Source organism: Mucilaginibacter pankratovii, from assembly GCF_014773265.1.
GTDB lineage: Bacteria > Bacteroidota > Bacteroidia > Sphingobacteriales > Sphingobacteriaceae > Mucilaginibacter > Mucilaginibacter pankratovii.
This window is the reverse complement of the sequence record NZ_JACWMY010000003.1, coordinates 82,563-100,747: the sequence shown is the minus strand read 5'-3', so window position 1 is coordinate 100,747 and position 18,185 is coordinate 82,563. Positions and strand designations below refer to the sequence as shown.

Here is an 18,185-nt window from a genome sequence, read left to right as displayed (position 1 = left end):
TTTAAAAAGGGCATCTCATTTTTTGAGCTTTGTTTAAGCGCTTTTATAGCTTTTAATTTCAGCATCACCCCATAGATCTTCAACTCCGTAATACTCGCGTTTATCGGTGCGGAAGATATGTACAACTACGTCAATATAATCCAGCAGTATCCATTCGCCATATTCAAGCCCTTCCTTGCGCCAGGGATCTTGCTGTATGGCTTTGTAAATTTCTTCTTCAACACTATTTGCTATTGCTTTTACCTGTGTGGCAGAATCGGCATGGCAAATCACAAAATAATCCGCTACCGAACTTTTGATATTCCTAAGGTCGAGCCTTACCAGTTCATTCCCCTTTTTCTCCTGCATACCATGTATGGCCAGTTCAGAAATATAGGTAGATTCATTTATCACTTTACTTTTTACCATCAAAAAGAATTAGTTTTGAACGATTTGGGTTTATAAAATATTATACGTTGCAAAATAACATAATTTCAGGATTATTTGTTGGACAAAATTTAGTGACACTAAAAGAAGTTGACTCCACCAATAATTTCCTCAAAAGTATCTTGTCAAATTCCAAGCCAGTACCTGATGGTACGGTCATTATGGCAGAGAGCCAATACGCCGGCCGCGGGCAGCACCAAAACACATGGCATGCCCAGCCGGGTAAAAATTTAACCTTCAGCCTGTTATTAAAGCCCCATTTTATTTCACCCACCCAACAATTCGACCTTACAAGAGCCGTTAGTTTAGGGGTTTACGATGCACTGCAGCCCCTGCTTGGCGATGATTTAAAAATTAAGTGGCCCAACGATATTTACTTTGGCAACCGCAAACTGGGCGGTATGTTAATTGAAAATATGATACAGGGCGGACAAATAAAAAATGCCATTGTCGGTATCGGGCTCAACATTAACCAGGATAATTACCCTGAAAGTGCCGGAAGCGCCATATCTGTTAAGCAGATATTACAAAGGGATTATGATTTGAAAGATATATTATCTGAAATTTGCAGCCATATAGAGGGCTGGTATCTTAAATTAAAGGCCGGCAAAACAGATTTGGTAAGGAGTACGTACTTAAGCCGACTATACCGTTTAAACGAAGCAAGCGAATACCGGTCTAACTGGGAGACTTTTACAGGCACCATAAAAAACGTTGTGGATAATGGCTTGCTGGTTGTGGAGCGCAACGGCACAGAAGAACAATATAATTTAAAGGAAATAGAATTTTTAAACAAATAAGATGAAGAGATTATTTTTAGTAGTTGCAGCATTGGTAATAACAGCCGCAGCCCATGCACAAATAGAATCACCGGTGAGATGGTCATACGCAGCAAAGAAAGTTAGCGCTACCGAAGCGGTGGTATATTTGAAAGCCACAATACAGAAGGATTGGCATATCTACTCGCAAAACGTAAAAGAAGGCGGCCCATCTAAAACCGCTTTTACTTTCAACCCATCAAAAGAGTACGCGCCGGTTGGTAAAACCGTGGAGCCAAAACCCATTAGCAAATACGAGGACGTGTTTAAAATGAACGTAGGTTATTTTGAAAAAGAGGTGGTATTTAGCCAAAAGATTAAGTTAAAGTCGGCAAAGGCAAACGCTGTAACCGGCAAACTGGAATTTATGGTTTGCAACAATGTAAAATGCCTGCCACCAGATGAAGTTGAATTCTCTATCCCTTTAGGCAAATAATTTTTAACAAAGGATAGGTAATGGCCACAACAACCAGGCGCAGCACGCTCCGCAACGGGATCATTTTTTTAGTAGCGATATTTTCTTTAACTTTTTTTGTGCCAATGCAGGCAAAGGCATTTCAAAAAGCCGATACTGCTGCCGGTGAATTACAGTTTACCGATATCCCAACCGCGGCAGATAGCATAGCCATCCGCAAAAAAGCCGACTCGGTTGCCAAGGCGAAAGCAGATTCTGTTGCGAAAGCCGGGGTTACAAAAAAGTCTGTCGATTCGTCAAAAGAGATTCCGAAATCCCTGTGGCAGATATTTATTGAAGGCTTCCTGGGAGGGCTTACGGCGGTCATATTGCCGTGTATTTATCCTTTGTTGCCATTAACCGTAAGCTTTTTTACCAAAAAAGCCGGCAGTAGATCTAAGGGGATCATGCATTCGGTTATTTATGGGCTATCTATAATTATTATTTATGTTGCCCTCGGGCTCATTATTACGCTTTCGTTTGGGTCTGATGCGTTGAATGCGCTGGCAAGCAACGGCGTGTTCAATATATTTTTCTTTTTACTGCTCATTGTTTTCGGTATATCCTTTTTGGGCGCGTTCGAGATCACCTTACCAAGTTCCCTGGCAAATAAACTTGATCAAAACTCCGACAAAGGCGGATTGGCCGGCATATTCTTTATGGCCTCTACATTGGTTGTAGTATCGTTTTCTTGTACGGGGCCAATAATTGGTACTTTACTGGTTGATGCTGCTTCCAAAGGGCATCGCCTGGCACCGGCCATAGGGATGTTTGGGTTTTCTTTTGCCCTCGCTCTGCCATTTACCATTTTCGCCTTATTCCCATCGTTGCTAAAAAGCCTGCCAAAATCCGGCGGATGGTTAAACAGCGTAAAAGTTGTTTTAGGATTCCTGGAGCTGGGCTTCGCGCTTAAATTTTTATCGAACGTAGATTTGGCTTATCATTGGAACCTGTTTGGCAGGGAGGTGTTTTTATCACTGTGGATAGCCATTGGGTTATTATTGGGGCTTTACCTGTTGGGTAAGCTGAAATTCTCGCATGATAGCGATGTGCCTTACGTCACCATACCGCGTTTGTTTTTATCGATAGTGGTTTTCGCGTTCGTAATATATATGGTTCCCGGACTTTGGGGCGCGCCGCTAAAATCCATCAGCGCGTTTTTACCTCCTGAAGGGACGCAGGATTTCAATCTTTCGCAAGCACCGGATGCAGGGAACGCCTCTTCGACGGCCGTTCCTTTTACATCAAGCATAAAGGAGCGAAAATATGCGGCCAATTACGCCAGCAATAAGATAAAGGGACTCGAGCCCTGGTATGATTACGAGCAGGCGCTGCAGGTGTCGAAAGAGCTGCATAAGCCAATTTTGATTGATTTTACAGGCTTCGTTTGCGTTAATTGCCGTAAAATGGAATCGGATGTATGGTCTGACAAAGAGGTTTTTAAGCGGATAAAAAACGATTTTATTTTATTGCAGCTTTTTGTTGACGATAAGGCAGACCTCGACCCGAAAGATGTTTTTGTATCTACTTACAGCGGGAAAAAAATAACCACCATTGGTGCTAAATGGAGCGATATGGAAGCAAAGGATTTTAACTCCAACTCGCAGCCAAATTATGTGATTATGGACGGCAATGGCAATGTGTTAGTACCGCCACAGGGGGCGAATTACAGCGTAAGCAACTATATTAAATTCTTAGATAGTGGCCTAAGCGCCTATAAAGCTGCCAAATAAGGTACGATCATTTTTCCTTACAGCTTCATTCGCTTTAATGTCCGTCATTCTCGGCAAAAAAGTGTAAATTCGCCGAACTTTTGAGGCGGTGTATAAAGTAATGCCTTTTATACCGTTAATAAGCTAAGCAAATACACTATTATAAGCTACAAGGGCGTTCCCCAATCAAATGACGCAGATCAAAAAAATAGGACTTTTTACTTCGGGCGGCGATGCGCCGGGAATGAACGCCGCTATTAGGGCGGTTGTGCGTACAGCAAAATATTACAATATAGAAGTTGTGGGCATCCGCCGCGGCTACGAAGGCATGATAAACGGCGAGATGTTTCCGATGGACGGAAAATCTGTTGCCAATATTATTCAGCGTGGTGGTACCATCCTGAAAACAGCACGCAGCGAGCAATTTAAAACCGCCGACGGTCGCCGCTTGGCGTACGACCAGCTGGTTAAACACGGCATACAAGGCCTGGTTGCCATAGGTGGCGACGGTACCTTTACCGGTGCACGTATATTTGGCAGCGAATATGATATGCCGGTAGTTGGCTTGCCCGGTACCATTGATAACGACCTTTACGGAACTGATTTTACCATCGGGTATGATACAGCCATTAATACGGTAATTGATGCCGTGGATAAGATCCGCGATACGGCAGAATCGCACGACAGGCTTTTTATTGTTGAGGTAATGGGCCGCGACAGCGGGTTAATTGCCCTGCGTACTGGCATTGCATCGGGCGCGGAGGCTATCATCATCCCCGAAACTAAGCGCGATATTAACGCGCTGATGGACAGACTGGAAAATGGCCGTAAGGATAAATCATCAAAAATTGTGATGGTTGCCGAAGGGGAAGACCCGGGTGGCGCATTTGAAATTGGCCGCCAGGTAAAAGAAAAATTCCCAAATTACGATACCCGTGTATCTATCCTCGGTCACATCCAGCGTGGCGGTAAGCCATCGTGTATGGATAGGGTGCTGGCAAGCCGCGTAGGCGTAGCAGCCGTTGAAGCACTTAGAGATGGCCATCGCAATGAGATGATAGGCATTGTACATAACGAGATCGCGTTTACGCCGTTTGAGCATGCCTGCAAACACCACGTAGAAATTAACGCCAACTTTTTAAAGATCGTAGAGATACTATCGATATAAGGGTAGGATTACCTATAACACGAGAGCCCGGTTGCGCAAGTAACCGGGCTCTATTGTTACCACTCTGTCATTTCGACCAAGCGATAGCGAGGGAGAAATCTTGTTAGACATGCAAAGCCCGCCTTGCAAATCCGCTTTGCATGTCTAACAAGATCTCTCGTCGCTGCGCTTTCCTCGAGATGACATGGTTTTTTGAGGGGGTTAAATATTCTTCCCGTCAACAATCTTAAAAAAATCTTCGCGGTAGGTATCGCCTACGGGTATAATTTTATCGCCGATGAAAATGCGGCTGCGTTCGATGCTGTCGATCTTGTTGATGGATACGATGTAGGATTTGTGCACGCGCATAAAATGTTTCTCGGGCAGGGCGTCTTCCATCTTTTTCATGCCCTGCAGGGTGATGATACGTTCGGCAGGGGTAAAAATGGAGATATAATCTTTCAGGCCTTCGATAAACAAAATATCGTGCAGGTACACCTTTTGAATTTTATGCTCGGTTTTCACAAAGATAAAATCACTCATAAAATCATCCTGTTTTACAGGTTCTGCCGGGGCTGCGGGTTTTGCCGCCGGCGCAATAACCGTTTGCGCTTTTTGTACCGATTTAAAAAACCGGTCGAAAGCGATGGGTTTTAGCAGGTAATCTATCACATCCAGTTCGTAGCCCTCCAGCGCGTATTGCGGGTAAGCGGTACAGAGGATCACTTTAGCCTTGCCGTTTGAGATCTTCAGGAACTGGATGCCGGTAAGCTCGGGCATCTGCACATCCAGAAAAACCAGGTCGATGCCGCCATCCTGCACCAGCGTCAGCGCCTCTATGGGGTTGGTGGTGGCTTTAACCAGTTTTAGGAAAGGTATTTTGGAGATATAATCTTCCAGTATGTGGAGGGCCAAAGGCTCATCGTCTACTACAAGGCATCTGATCATGGTTATAAAACTAAGGATAATTGTACGGTATAGGTGTCGTCTTCGTCGCGAATTTCTAAATTATATTTAGATGGGTATAGCAAATCGAGCCGGCGCCTTACATTGATAAGGCCGATGCCGCCCGATGCATCGCGGTTATGGGTGTGCTTTTTATTCTGCACAAAAAAGTACAGGTGGCTCTCGCTCAGGTTTATTTTTAATACAATGGGCGACGCCGGGTCGTTAGCCACGCCATGTTTAAAGGCATTCTCTATAAATGATATCAGCAGCAACGGCACTATGTATTGGTTGGTAACCTCGCCATGTACCTCGTAATTGATGAAGGCCTTGTTGCCAAAACGGATCTTCTGCAGGTCGATATAGTTTTGCAGGTATTGCAGTTCTTTGGTCAGCTCTACCTTATTATCGTTACATTCATATAGCATGTAGCGCATGATTTCGGATAGCTTCAGGATAGCCTCGGGGGTGGTATCCGATTTTTGATAGGCCAGCGAATAAATGCTGTTTAACGAGTTGAACAGGAAGTGTGGGTTGATCTGCGATTTTAGGAACGACAGCTCGGCGCTGAGGCGCTGGTTCTCCAGGTCGCGCTGGATGCGCTCGTTCAGGAACCAATCTACCGTAAACCTAAATATCGTGCTCAGGAACACGAAAACTACGCTGGTAAAGGCCGAACTGACGATATATTGCCAAAAACCTATCTCTTTACCCATCCGCACCAGGATGATGGGCTTAAACAGCAAGGCCAGGCCATATTTTGCAATCCCGATGATGATCACGGTACAAATTACCGTCACCACAAATTGCCAGTATTTCTTTTGATCTAAAAACCGGGGAATAAAATCCAGGTAGTTTAAATAGAAGAGCCCGATGTTCACCACACCAAAAACCACAAATATCACAATAAGGCTTTGCAGGCTGGTTTTGCCGCCGCTGTAGGCTATAAACACGAAGAACGAGATCATGCTTAGCCAAAAAAACACATGCCAGAATATTTGCCAGCTTTTTTTCATCAAATAATATACGTTTTCACTGCACCTAAAGTAGCGTTTTGACAGTAAATAAGCCTGTTAATTACATGCTGTGTCCCCGTTTTTCGACGAACGGGCAAAAAAAACCGATGAACAGGGTTTAATCACTAAAAGGGCAGTTCATCTACAATTCCTGCCCGTTGGTCTAATTGATTTTAGCGCATGGGTAATTTAGTATTCCTTTGTTCTATCAAAATCAACACACAATGAAAAAGTTAGTTTCAAATTCAAATCCATTCATTTTATTATTGGCACCAGTATTATTTGCCATTGTAATGGGGGTTAGTTACCAGTTTGAACAAAAAACACAACAATTTGCATCTGCACATGCATCAGCTACCCAGGCCAAATCGCTTTTTGTTAAGGGAGTTGGTTTAGTAAAAACTGTTGTATCTGTTGCCCAGGAAAACGTATGGTAATTCGTACCGAAGGCCTATCGTTCAGCTTTGGCAGCCAGCAGGTTGTTAAATCATTATCCCTTCAAGTTCCGGAAGGAAGTATATACGGATTTTTAGGCCCAAACGGTGCCGGGAAAACCACCACCATCAAAATGCTGCTTAATCTGTTGCAAACAGATGAAGGCAGCATTTTTGTTTTCGAAAAAGAACTACAAACCAACCGCATAGCTATACTGTCGGAAATTGGCTCGCTGATAGAGCAGCCCGCTATATACGCCCACATGAGCGGCCGCGAAAACCTGTTGAACCGCGCCATGCTGCTGGGTGTAAAGGATGCGCGGGTTGATGAGATGCTTGCGCTTGTGAAACTCACTAACGCTGCAGGTAAAAAAGCCGGGCAGTATTCCCTGGGGATGAAACAACGCCTGGGCATAGCGCTTGCTTTACTAAGCGACCCCAAGCTTTTGATACTGGATGAACCCACCAACGGGCTGGACCCGAATGGCATCATCGAGATCCGCGAGCTGCTGGTACGCCTCACCCGCGACCATAACAAAACAGTATTCATAAGCAGCCACCTGCTGGCCGAGATAGAGCGGATGGCCACGCACGTGGGTATTATTAATAACGGCGAGCTGTTATTCCAGGGCAGTGTGAAGGACCTGGAGGCTATTAGCCAGCCGCAGGTGTATGTGGAGACCGATAATACGGTAGATGCGGCCAACCTGCTTAAACGCAACAATTACGAGGTTGTTGATATAAACCACGAGAACCTTACCGTTCCCTTTACCTCTAAAAAGCAAATGGGCGAAATAAACGCCCTGCTAAACCAAAACGGCATTACGGTATTTGCCATTAACAAACAGCATAAAGACCTGGAGAACTTATTCCTGGCTATAACCAAAAGCAACTAAGACAGATGAAGGGATTTATACTATCGTTCCGGTCGGAATTTTATAAGAGCCGCAAAACCGCGGGTTTCTGGGGTGCTATTTTACTGCCGTTTTTTGTAAGCCTGATGGCGTTACTGATATTTTATTTTAAAAGCGAAAAGTTTATTACCATGCCCGCCATGATGCTTTGGGTGCAATTTGCACTGGTGGCACTTGGGTTAATGGGGACTTTGTTGTTGCCTATGTATACCATATTTGTTGCTTATTCGGTAAACAATGTGGAGCACAAGGCCGATACCTGGAAAACCTTATTTAGCTTACCTATTTCGCGTTGGTCTGTTTATGGCGCCAAGTTTGCCTACGCGGTGTTCCTGGTACTTTTATGCCTTACGCTGTTTGTGCTTTTCACTATCACCTTCGGCAATTTACTTAGCGTACTTAAACCCGAGTTGAAATTTAACACCTATCACCTTGAGTGGGAATTGACGCAGGTTTACTTTAAACTGTTCCTATCCTCACTCGGTATACTTTCCATCCAGTTTTTAATGAGCTTACTGTGGAGCGATTTTATAAAACCAATGGGTGTAGGCTTTATACTTACCATAGTTGGCGTTACAGCGGCATCTAAAGGATGGGAATATTCCTATGCCTTCCCTTATGCTCACCCTATGGTAGCATTAACCACCATGTTTAAAAACAAAAAAGGCCCGGCGCAGGATATTGTAATAGATGTATTTACGAAAGATGTTTTTGTAGCGGTGGCGGTATCAGCGGTGGTGTTTGTAGTAGGATACTTTATTGTGCAACGAAAGAGTGTGAAGTAATACTTAGAGGTTAGTTGACCAGAGGTTAGAGATTAGAAGCGACTATCGTGGGCTAATCTCTATTTAACTAATCTCCAATCTCTTAAAAACCTATCTTACCGGCTTAGGATACACCGGCAAACTCTCGTGCCCGGCTGCATCAACCGATTGCACGGCAAACAGGTAGTTATCCTTTGAATAGCCGATGGTTGCATTGGTATCGGTTACATAAAATTTCTTTTCCCAGTAGGGGCTGATGGTTTCGCGCATCAGTACATAATATCCCGCCGGCGCTTTGCCTTTTGGGGCATCCCATTTTAGTTTTGTTTTATTGGTGAGGTCGCTGGTGATAACGCCTACGTTTTGTGGCTGGCCGGGGGCCAATGCCAGGTTTGCCAGGATAGAAAGGTTCATGCGGGCGATCTTCTGCGTATAATCATAGTCGGCAAAATCGGGCAGATCGCCGTAATCCACACCATTTTCTTTGCGTACATCCTGGTGCTGGCGGTCGAAATTCTCGTTCATTTCGGTAAAACGTACGGCGGTAAAACCCTGCTCCAGAAAGGGGAGGTGGTCGCCGCCGCGCAGGTAGCGGTCGGTACGGTAAATGAGCTTTACATCCAGTTGTTCTACATAGCGCTCGCCTATCTCCTTGGCGTAGCGGGCTAGCTGGCGCGATTGGCTATCATTTTCGCCGCCCAGGGATTTCAGCGCGGCAATTTCTTTTTCGGTAGCAGCGGTTGGTATGCCATCGCTAAACACACGGATGCTGCGGTTATCTTTTAACCCGGTTTCCATGCCGTAGGTGTTGCCTACGATGTCGTTATTCAGCATGGCGTCTACCTGCCATCCTTCGGCTTTGGCGCGCTTAGCCACGTTGGTAGAGCCGTACAGGCCCTGTTCTTCGCCCACAACCGCCATAAATATAATGGTAGCTGGGAACGAACGTTTAGCCATCACCCTGGCCAGTTCCATCGACACGGCGGTGCCTGATGCATCATCCACCGCGCCGGGGGCAAAGGATGTAGAATCCATAGCCTTGGTAGCCCGCGAATCGTAATGGCCGGAGACGATGTAAACCCGGTGATCCGCCGTGTCTGTTCCCTTTAAAATGGCCAGCACGTTCTTCATCGGCGTGTTTTTGCTTAAGCGCCTGCCCTGTGGCTGTACAAAGGCATCAAACTGCACTTTCAATCGCCCGTTTGATGCTGTAGCATATCGTTCGTATTCCGCTTTTATCCAGTTACGCGCAGCACCAATACCTTCAGTTTTGCTGGTAGTATCGCTTAGGGTATGCCTTGTTTTAAAGCTTACCAATTTGCGCACAATGGCCTCAATGTTTTTGTTGGAGACCTCGTCCACCATTTGTTTGATGGTGGCATCCTGTTTTACCACAGTTTGGGCGGATGCTGAAAGCGTGAAACAAGAAAGCAAAAGGATAAAAGCGTTTTTCATACAGGCAATTTAATTATTCTGTTTCCTCTCCTTCAACTGTCTCCAAAATGTTACCCGGCTGTTTAAAATTGCTTTTTACAAAATGGCACCAGTCGCATTCTTTTTTGCCGCAGCCTTCGCTGAATTCGTGGTTCATGATCTTTTGGTAAACGGTCGTAATTTGCCCGGTAACATCCTCAATATCCTGCGGACTGATCACTACTTTTTCCTTAAAATACTCGTCGCTTACCGGTTCTATAAAATCAAATACGGTGTTTACCACCTGCCAGTCGTTGGTGCGGTCGTTATCTATCAATATCTTGTAAAAAACCGCCTGCCGCCAGTAATCGCCACCGTTGGGTGCATCGTTGGTAGGGCGAAGCAGTTTATCCTTGGCGTTGCGTACGCGACCGGTTTTATAATCTACCACGGTAACATCCTTGCCGTCGAACTCAATTTTATCCAAGTTCCCCTTTATTGGCACGCCGCCTACCTCAATGTTTTTAATGCTACGCTCGGTTTGGGCCACCTTGTTCCAGTTGGGAGCATTTAACTCGTAATAGGGCGGGAGGATCTTTTCGCCGTAATCTACCCGCAGTTTAAAGTCGGTTTTGGTGAACGAATCGCGGTTGCGGTACATGTACCATTTAAATTCCTTTACAAAATCTTCGGTCGGCATAAATTCATTGCCGTATTCGGGCAGTTTGCGATAAGCTTTGTTGAGCGCCCAGTGCACCGCCTGCCCAAAAGTAGCTGACGGACTTTTGCCCGACGGCACGCGTATCAAACACTGGAAGTAAAACCTTAACGGACAATCTAAATAATTGCTGAGGTGTGTAACCGAAAGCGTGTAATTCTGCAGTAATTGATTAATGTAATTCCTGTCCAGCAGTTCTACAACGGGTTTATCCGCTTCGCTGAATTGGGTTGCAAAAAAGCCGAGCATATCGGTATCGCTTACTTTAGGGAATTGTAATTGCAGCTCGGTATCCGCCAGGATTTCGCCGATGAACTGCGACGGCTCCTGGTCCTTGCCTTTGGCATCTTTGCCGGCGTAAGAGATGTTTAAACATTGCTTGGCGCGGGTGATGGCCACATAAAATAGCCGCCGTGCTTCTTCTTTTTGCGCGATATCGTCTGATGCCGAGCTGGTGAGCGTATCCGGGTAGCTGAAACCGTAATTGCGTCCCTTGCCGTCCCATGTTTTTTTATCGCAGCCGATGAAAAACACATGCTCAAACTCCAGGCCCTTGGAACCATGCGCGGTTAGAAAATTGATGCCGTTATCAGAGAAGATCACTTTGTTCAACTCCAGGCGAATGTTGTTCTTTTTCATCAGCTCGACGGTAGCGATAAGGCCGGATAATTTTATCTCCGGGTCTTTACGGCTTTCGTCCTTTAGGAAATCGAAGAAGCTGGTGAGGATCTGCATGTGTGTGCCCTTATCCTGCTGCTGCATAATGTATTTGAGGATGCCCATTTTGGCCACCACGTCCTGGAAGAATTGCTGCAGCGTAACGCTCACCGCCGATTTTAGCAATTCATCAATATCGTTGATGAGGTATTTCATCTCCACGTTGGGCTGCTTGCTAAACAGGTCTGTTTGGGCAACCAGCTTCATCTCGTGGATATAGCGTCGCAGACTGGTTACCGGCTCGTTTTTATTTGCTGTAGCGAAGTTCTCTTTAGATACAGCGATGCTGGCCTTGGCAATTTCGATGGGCGGGATGCTGAACAGATCGTAGTGCAGAATCTCAAACAACAGTTCGTCCCCACTATAAGGCGAATCCAGCTCCATAGCAAGATAGCGCAGGATGTTCAGGATCTTCTCACCAAAGGGGACGGTGAGTATATCTATTTTTCGCTTGGTATTTACAGCGATCTTCTGCGCTTCCAGGTAAGTAAGCAATTCCTCCACCTGGCTGTGGTTGCGGTATATCACGGCTATTTCGCCGGGCTCGGTGCCTTTATCAACCAGTTTTTTTATTTGCAGGGCGGTGTTCACTAATTCCTGCGCGGAATTTTCATACTCCTGGATGATGGGTTCCACCACCAATTCATCAAAGCGCGGGTGCGATGCTTTCAGGTTTTTATCCAGCCTCAACTGGCTGGTCAACCGCTCTTTATTATTATTGATGAGGGCTTTGGAAATATCGAGGATATGCTGGTTGGAGCGGTAATTATGTTTAAGCACCACGGTATGCAGGGCGCTCACATAGTCTCCGGCAAAATCAAGAATGTTCTTCATGTTTGCGCCCTGGAATTTGAAGATCGACTGGTCGTCATCACCCACCACAAACACATTTGGTGTTTCCCAATAGTTCAGCAAGAATTTCAGTAATTCATTTTGCGAACCACTGGTATCCTGGAACTCATCTACCAGAATATATTGGTAGCGCTCCTGGTATTTGCGCAGGATCTCCTCGTTCTCGCGGAAAGCTTTTAATACCCAGATGATCATATCGTCATAATCGTACCGGCCGCGTGCCTTCATTTTATTAGCATAGTTCTCGTACTCGGCAACAGCGGCTAAAAGCTTAGCCATGGTATCTTTGGCCTTATCGATGTCCTTTTGTTTTGGGTCGCCTATGTTGATGCCGGCTTTTAGATTAGCGCGCTTATAAATGAACTCCTCTCGGTTGGGCAGGTCGTCCAGGTATTCCTGCACGGCTTGCACAATCAATTCTTTGCTCCAGTTCTCGCGTTTCATGGTAGAGAAGAGGGTTTTTAAGCGGGGCGCATCGTAATAAATATCGCCGGTAAAACGCTTCAATAAATGCTCGTTGCCGAACTCATCCACCAGCTCGCGGAAAAGCATGGCCGATTCGAGGTCGGATAACGACTCCAAATTCAGCTTGCCGAAGTACTCCAGGTTTTCCTGGATGATCTCATTACAAAAAGCGTGGAAGGTATAAATGTTAATACGATAAGCATCCGGGCCGATAAACTCGAATAGGCGTTTACGCATGGCCACGGCACCCGCGTCGGTATAGGTAAGGCACAGGATTTCGTTCGGCTGAGCATCGGTATCGGTTAGTATCTTACCAATTCGCGCGGCAAGTATCTGCGTTTTACCCGTGCCGGGTCCCGCCACTACCAGCACCGGGCCATCCATTTTATTTACCGCCGCAAGCTGCTCCGGGTTTAAGCCGGCAAGCGCTTCGCGGAATTTGATGTTGTATTTATTGAGGGTTGGTTGCGTCATTGTAAAAGTAAAATTACTAAAAATAATAGCGTTAATAGTCGCGAAAAAATAACGATGCAAAGATTTGCTTTTACAGGTGGGAACCTTACTTTTATAAACGATTAACCCCTAATTCCTTACACAAATGGAAACCCCATACAGTGGCCGCGCGATCATAACCGATAATTTCGACAAAGTGGAAATCGTAATTCCCGGCAAGCGGAACTATTTTGTATTACTTTTCTTTTGCGCGTGGATGGTTGGCTGGTTTTTTGGTGAAACAAATGCACTAACCATGTTTGGCCATGATGGCGCGATTGACCTTTTTATGATAGCGTGGCTTACCGGCTGGACTTTAGGCGGCATATTTGTAGTGAGCACTATTCTTTTTATGCTGCTTGGCAAAGAAACTATTGAAGCGGGGCAGGGCACTATTTCCATCCGAAACCAAGCATTGTTCTTTTTATCGCCTAAGGTGTACGACTTAAATGAAGTTAAGCATGTACGCGCCTTAGAAGAGTTTTCGATTTATAACGGGTTTCAGTTTGGCCGACGGGAGCAAAAAGGAATTTTAAGTAACTATAATTCGGGCACCGTTAAGTTTGATTATGGCCTAAAAACAGTAAAATTTGGCAATGACCTGGACGAGGCGGAAGCTCGCTATATCATCGAGCGATTAAAAAGCAAAAAGATATTGACGGAGAAGAATTTTTAGCGGGGAATAATTATTCAAATAAGGGCTCCTGCCTGTTATCCCAAAAGTATAGAACGATGATAGAACGCTCTTCAACTTTATAAAACATAGAAGTTTGTTTGGAGATTACGGCTTGCCTCACATCTGCGGAAATGGAGGCTTTATACATTTCAGGATGCATCGCAATCATCTGTAGTACTCTGCGAACTCTTTTAATAAAAACACCCGCTTGTCGGGTGCTCCATTTATTCTCAATAATCAAAACTATAACGTCGAACGTTTCCTTTGCATCATCTGACCATTCGATAGATCTGATCATAAATACTTTTCGTACTTCGCCATTACTTCGTCGTGGGGCGTAAGTTTACCTTCGGCGGCCTGCTTTTTTGCCCGTTCAATTCCTTGTTGCACATGGCTTGGCAAATCATCCCAAAAATCTTTTCCGTCGTTATCAAATAGCTGTTTAATTTGCATTAACAGATTTTCATCTTCCACTTCTAACAAGCGTTTAGCAAGTTCAATTTTCTCTGCCAATAAGTTCATAATCAAATTTAATGTTTAATTTCTAAATCGAAGAAGCCTCAAAACAAAAATAGCGACAGGTTTCAAACCCATCGCTATCTTAAATAATATTATAAAGCCTCTTACTTCTGCCTGAACCAAACCTGTATCGGCGCGCCGGAAAACTCAAAATGCTCGCGCAATTGATTTTCGATGAAGCGGTAGTAGGGTTCTTTTACATACTGTGGCAGGTTGCAGAAAAACGCAAACATGGGCGATTGACCGGCTATCTGGGTGATGTATTTAATTTTTACGTATTTGCCTTTTAAGGATGGCGGCGGATAGTTCTCGATGATCGGCAGCATTACCTCGTTCAGTTTTGAAGTCGGGATCTTGCGGGCGCGGTTGGCGTAAACCTGGTTGGCTACATCTATCACTTTCAGTACACGCTGTTTTTCGGTTACCGAAGTAAATACGATTGGCACATCGGTAAAAGGCGCTATTTTTTGTTTGATCTGGTCCTCGAAAACCTTTATGGTTTTGTTGTTCTTCTCGATCAAATCCCATTTGTTCACTACTATGACGATGCCTTTTTTGTTCTTTTCTGCCAGGTGGAACAGGTTTACATCCTGCGACTCCAAACCTTCTACGGCGTCGATCATCAGGATAACCACATCGGCTTCTTCCAAAGCTTTGATGGTGCGCATTACCGAATAAAACTCGATATTTTCTTTCACCTTGGTTTTCTTACGCATCCCGGCGGTATCGATCAACATAAAATCGTGGCCGTACTGGTTGTAGTGGATGTGGATACTATCGCGGGTGGTGCCGGCGATAGGGGTAACAATGTTACGGTCGTGACCTATCAGGGCGTTAATGATAGATGATTTGCCTACGTTAGGGCGGCCAACAATGGCGTATTTAGGGCGTTCGTTCTCATCAAACGGTACGTCTTCGAAATGTTTAACCACTTCGTCGAGCAGTTCGCCGGTACCGCTGCCTGTCATAGACGATAAGGTGTAGATCTCGCCAAGGCCTAAACTGTAAAACTCGGTAGCGTCTGCTAATTGGGCATTGTTATCCAGCTTATTTACCACCACAAATACGGGTTTTTTACCCTTGCGCAGGATGTTGGCGATCTCATCGTCCAGATCGGTGATGCCGGTGGTAACATCTACCATAAAAAGGATAACAGATGCTTCTTCAATAGCGATCAATACCTGCTCGCGGATGGCAACCTCAAAAAGTTCTTCGGAGTTGGCTACGTAACCGCCGGTATCAATAACCGTAAATTTCTGGTCGGTCCATTCGCTGGTGCCGTAATGCCTGTCGCGGGTTACGCCGCTAAAATCGTCAACAATAGCTTTACGGCTTTCGGTTAAACGGTTGTATAAAGTGGATTTGCCAACGTTTGGCCTGCCTACTATAGCTACTATATTACTCATTTCAATTTTAGATTTTAGATTTACGATGTACGATCTGGCCTCTTCAAACCGCTATCCATAAACCTTATGCTAATTTACAAATCCGATCAGCATAAATCTAAAATCGTAATTCGTAAATCGTAATTCTTTGTTATTCGTACCCGAATTTTTTCAGGTAATTTTTCTTGCTGCGCCAGTCGGGGATAACCTTTACAAACATTTCCAAAAAAATCTTCTTCTGGAAAAACTCTTCCATATCGCGGCGGGCGTATGTGCCTACTATTTTCAGCATTTCGCCCTTATTGCCTATTACAATGTTCTTTTGCGAATCGCGCTCTACAATGATCTCGGCACTGATGCGGTGCAGTTTCTCGCCTTCCACAAAAGCGGTTACAATAACCTCGGTGCTGTAAGGGATCTCTTTTTTGTATTGCTTAAATATCTGCGCGCGTATCATTTCTGATGCGAAGAAGCGGTCGTTACGGTCTGTCAGCGCATCCTTTTCATAATAGGCGGGGTGCTCGGGCAGTTCTTCCAGTATCAGCTCCATTATACCCTGTATGTTGTGGCCGTGCAGGGCAGATATCGCGAAGACGGCTTTAGGGTTCAGTTTTTCCTGCCAGTAATCAACTTTCTCTTTTACTTCCGTTTCATCGCTTTGGTCAATCTTGTTCACCAAAACAATAAGCGGGGCGGTGGAGCCTTCCAGTTTTTTCAGTACATCCTGCTCATTGTATTCTTCATGGATATCGGTGACCAGCAGTATCATATCGGCATCTACAATAGAGCCATCTACCTGATGCATCATACTTTCGTGCAAAGCATAGTGCGGTTTAATGATACCCGGCGTATCCGAGAATACAATTTGGTAGTCTTCTTCGTTCACAATTCCCAAAATGCGGTGGCGTGTTGTTTGCGCTTTTGGAGTGATGATAGACATTTTTTCGCCCACGAGGGCGTTCATAAGGGTTGATTTACCCGCGTTGGGTTTACCAATTATACTTACAAAACCTGCCCTGTGTGCCATAAAAAAATAATTAAAATATTATTTGGACTGCAAAGAAACGAATTATATCTTTGCAGTCCAATAAAAACGGAGTGCAAATTTCATTTTGACAATTGGAAACAACTTTCCGGAGTTATGAACGGAAGGCAATATATACCAAATACAGTGCGGGATGGAGCAGTTGGTAGCTCGTCGGGCTCATAACCCGAAGGTCGTAGGTTCGAGTCCTGCTCCCGCTACCCAGAAAATTAGAAAGCCTCAAGTCTTTACGATTTGAGGCTTTTGATTTCTAAAAGCGGGGCACAAAACCTTGGCTTCCTTTCAAAGGAACAACATTGCGGATGTTATGGCCGCGATGAAAATTAAACATAGTGCGGGATGGAGCAGTTGGTAGCTCGTCGGGCTCATAACCCGAAGGTCATAGGTTCGAGTCCTGTTCCCGCTACCCAGGAAAATTAAAAGGCCCTTTAGAGAAATCAAAGAGGCCTTTTTTTATATTAGTGCCTGATTTTAACCTAAATACTTATCACAACTCAAACCCTCAAATGAAAAAAATGAAAAAAACGCTTGTCCTTAGTGCCTTGTTTTCGCTGTTACTGATCTCCGGCAGCTATGCTCAAAACAAAAAAGTAGCTGTAATTACATTTTACGCGGTAAAGCAAATTGGCGTGTCGAGTTTTGGCACAGCAGCTAAAGTGGCTATGACCCAACTTATTGACGACCCAAATTTTAATATGGTGCCGCTGTTGCAAAGTTTTCACGATCAGTTTTTTAACACATACTCCAAAGAATTTCCGTTTGAACTTCTACCAGAGGCAGATGTAACCGGCAATGCCGATTATAAAGCATTCAACCCTGTAGGCGAGGCAACCAGCGGTATTTTAAAAGATAATTACAATATCCCTATTGATGGATATAAAATAGTATTGCCGGCCGCTGGTCGTGCAAACGAAAACGCACTGCTCAAAATATTTAGCCGGGCAGATGGCGTAATGAAGGTATATATAGATTTTGACCTGGTAAAGATCGGCTTTGGTGGAATGGGTGTAGTTAAAGTAAATGCACACGCCAATATTGCATTATTTAATAAGGATGGCGATAAAGTGTTTTCGATAAGGGAAGATGCCAAATCAGAGGGCTCGAGCCCGCTTATTGCCGACGTGCCGGTTTTAAAGATTGAGAAGATTTTACCTATGTGCGAAAGCGCTTTAGCACGGTTAATGACAGATTTGCAAAAAGACCTTCCTAAGATGATAAAAAAGGCGAATTCTAAGTTGTAAGGAGCCTTCCCTGTTTTAACTGAAGAGCCTCA

18 protein-coding genes and 2 tRNA genes are annotated in these 18,185 nt (G+C 44.8%); 11 read left to right on the top strand and 9 right to left on the bottom strand.

Annotation, left to right across the window (positions count from 1 at the left end; translation table 11 throughout):
- Positions 1–33 precede the first annotated feature (33 nt).
- The gene (gene rsfS / locus IDJ77_RS06100; RefSeq protein ID WP_191188054.1) at positions 34–408 is read right to left on the bottom strand and encodes a ribosome silencing factor; all 375 of its coding nucleotides are present in this window, start codon (positions 406–408) and stop codon (positions 34–36) included.
- A gap of 92 nt (positions 409–500) precedes the next feature.
- Here rsfS and IDJ77_RS06095 point away from each other — a divergent pair, with 92 nt between their 5' ends.
- From IDJ77_RS06095 to pfkA, 4 genes are all read left to right on the top strand, one after another.
- A complete protein-coding gene (locus IDJ77_RS06095; protein ID WP_317174311.1) occupies positions 501–1,226 on the top strand; it encodes a biotin--[acetyl-CoA-carboxylase] ligase in 726 nt (241 codons plus the stop codon).
- Between the two features lies 1 nt (position 1,227).
- Positions 1,228–1,680 carry a protein-disulfide reductase DsbD domain-containing protein gene (locus IDJ77_RS06090; protein WP_191188052.1) on the top strand — a complete coding sequence of 151 codons (453 nt, stop codon included), beginning with the start codon at positions 1,228–1,230 and terminating at the stop codon, positions 1,678–1,680.
- Between the two features lie 20 nt (positions 1,681–1,700).
- Positions 1,701–3,431 (top strand): protein-disulfide reductase DsbD family protein, encoded by a 1,731-nt coding sequence (locus tag IDJ77_RS06085; RefSeq protein ID WP_224750992.1) that lies wholly within the window; start codon positions 1,701–1,703, stop codon positions 3,429–3,431.
- A gap of 169 nt (positions 3,432–3,600) precedes the next feature.
- On the top strand, positions 3,601–4,578 hold the full coding sequence (gene pfkA / locus IDJ77_RS06080) for a 6-phosphofructokinase (protein WP_191188051.1): 978 nt from the start codon (positions 3,601–3,603) through the stop codon (positions 4,576–4,578).
- Positions 4,579–4,779: 201 nt separating this feature from the next.
- On the opposite strand, the gene IDJ77_RS06075 is transcribed toward pfkA, so the two are convergent.
- Together IDJ77_RS06075 and IDJ77_RS06070 are read right to left on the bottom strand one after the other, a co-directional pair.
- Positions 4,780–5,505 (bottom strand): LytR/AlgR family response regulator transcription factor, encoded by a 726-nt coding sequence (locus IDJ77_RS06075; protein ID WP_191188050.1) that lies wholly within the window; start codon positions 5,503–5,505, stop codon positions 4,780–4,782.
- A gap of 2 nt (positions 5,506–5,507) precedes the next feature.
- Positions 5,508–6,518: a sensor histidine kinase gene (locus tag IDJ77_RS06070; RefSeq protein WP_191188049.1), complete on the bottom strand. Its 1,011-nt coding sequence runs from the start codon at positions 6,516–6,518 to the stop codon at positions 5,508–5,510.
- A 224-nt stretch (positions 6,519–6,742) separates the two neighbouring features.
- Here IDJ77_RS06070 and IDJ77_RS06065 point away from each other — a divergent pair, with 224 nt between their 5' ends.
- From IDJ77_RS06065 to IDJ77_RS06055, 3 genes are read left to right on the top strand one after another with little or no spacing between them, the layout of a single operon-like run.
- Positions 6,743–6,955, top strand: a complete 213-nt coding sequence (locus IDJ77_RS06065; protein WP_191188048.1) for a hypothetical protein — start codon at positions 6,743–6,745, stop codon at positions 6,953–6,955.
- Positions 6,949–7,848, top strand: coding sequence for an ABC transporter ATP-binding protein (locus tag IDJ77_RS06060; RefSeq protein WP_191188047.1), 900 nt, complete (start codon positions 6,949–6,951; stop codon positions 7,846–7,848). Before IDJ77_RS06065 ends, IDJ77_RS06060 begins: the two co-directional genes overlap by 7 nt.
- A 5-nt stretch (positions 7,849–7,853) precedes the next feature.
- Positions 7,854–8,651 (top strand): ABC transporter permease, encoded by a 798-nt coding sequence (locus tag IDJ77_RS06055; protein ID WP_191188046.1) that lies wholly within the window; start codon positions 7,854–7,856, stop codon positions 8,649–8,651.
- A 90-nt stretch (positions 8,652–8,741) separates the two neighbouring features.
- Here the strand turns inward: IDJ77_RS06055 and IDJ77_RS06050 are convergent, their stop codons facing one another.
- Positions 8,742–10,085 (bottom strand): M20/M25/M40 family metallo-hydrolase, encoded by a 1,344-nt coding sequence (locus IDJ77_RS06050; protein ID WP_191188045.1) that lies wholly within the window; start codon positions 10,083–10,085, stop codon positions 8,742–8,744.
- Positions 10,086–10,098: 13 nt separating this feature from the next.
- Positions 10,099–13,269 (bottom strand): ATP-dependent helicase, encoded by a 3,171-nt coding sequence (locus tag IDJ77_RS06045; protein ID WP_191188044.1) that lies wholly within the window; start codon positions 13,267–13,269, stop codon positions 10,099–10,101.
- 124 nt (positions 13,270–13,393) lie between these two features.
- On the opposite strand from IDJ77_RS06045, the gene IDJ77_RS06040 reads away from it, so the two are divergent.
- The gene (locus IDJ77_RS06040; RefSeq protein ID WP_191188043.1) at positions 13,394–13,963 is read left to right on the top strand and encodes a hypothetical protein; all 570 of its coding nucleotides are present in this window, start codon (positions 13,394–13,396) and stop codon (positions 13,961–13,963) included.
- Between the two features lie 10 nt (positions 13,964–13,973).
- Here the strand turns inward: IDJ77_RS06040 and IDJ77_RS06035 are convergent, their stop codons facing one another.
- The 4 genes from IDJ77_RS06035 to era all read right to left on the bottom strand — a co-directional run bounded on the left by IDJ77_RS06035 (position 13,974) and on the right by era (position 16,894).
- The gene (locus tag IDJ77_RS06035) at positions 13,974–14,261 is read right to left on the bottom strand and encodes a type II toxin-antitoxin system RelE/ParE family toxin (RefSeq protein ID WP_191188042.1); all 288 of its coding nucleotides are present in this window, start codon (positions 14,259–14,261) and stop codon (positions 13,974–13,976) included.
- On the bottom strand, positions 14,258–14,485 hold the full coding sequence (locus tag IDJ77_RS06030) for a hypothetical protein (protein WP_191188041.1): 228 nt from the start codon (positions 14,483–14,485) through the stop codon (positions 14,258–14,260). Before IDJ77_RS06030 ends, IDJ77_RS06035 begins: the two co-directional genes overlap by 4 nt.
- 101 nt (positions 14,486–14,586) lie before the next feature.
- Positions 14,587–15,888, bottom strand: coding sequence for a ribosome biogenesis GTPase Der (gene der / locus IDJ77_RS06025; RefSeq protein ID WP_191188040.1), 1,302 nt, complete (start codon positions 15,886–15,888; stop codon positions 14,587–14,589).
- Positions 15,889–16,018: 130 nt separating this feature from the next.
- Positions 16,019–16,894, bottom strand: coding sequence for a GTPase Era (era, locus tag IDJ77_RS06020; protein ID WP_191188039.1), 876 nt, complete (start codon positions 16,892–16,894; stop codon positions 16,019–16,021).
- A gap of 145 nt (positions 16,895–17,039) precedes the next feature.
- Between era and IDJ77_RS06015 the strand changes: the two genes are divergently transcribed.
- The 3 genes from IDJ77_RS06015 to IDJ77_RS06005 all read left to right on the top strand — a co-directional run bounded on the left by IDJ77_RS06015 (position 17,040) and on the right by IDJ77_RS06005 (position 18,153).
- A tRNA-Met gene (locus IDJ77_RS06015) sits at positions 17,040–17,116 on the top strand.
- 129 nt (positions 17,117–17,245) lie between these two features.
- Positions 17,246–17,322: transfer RNA gene (locus tag IDJ77_RS06010), tRNA-Met, on the top strand.
- A gap of 96 nt (positions 17,323–17,418) precedes the next feature.
- Positions 17,419–18,153 (top strand): hypothetical protein, encoded by a 735-nt coding sequence (locus IDJ77_RS06005; protein WP_191188038.1) that lies wholly within the window; start codon positions 17,419–17,421, stop codon positions 18,151–18,153.
- Positions 18,154–18,185 lie beyond the last annotated feature (32 nt).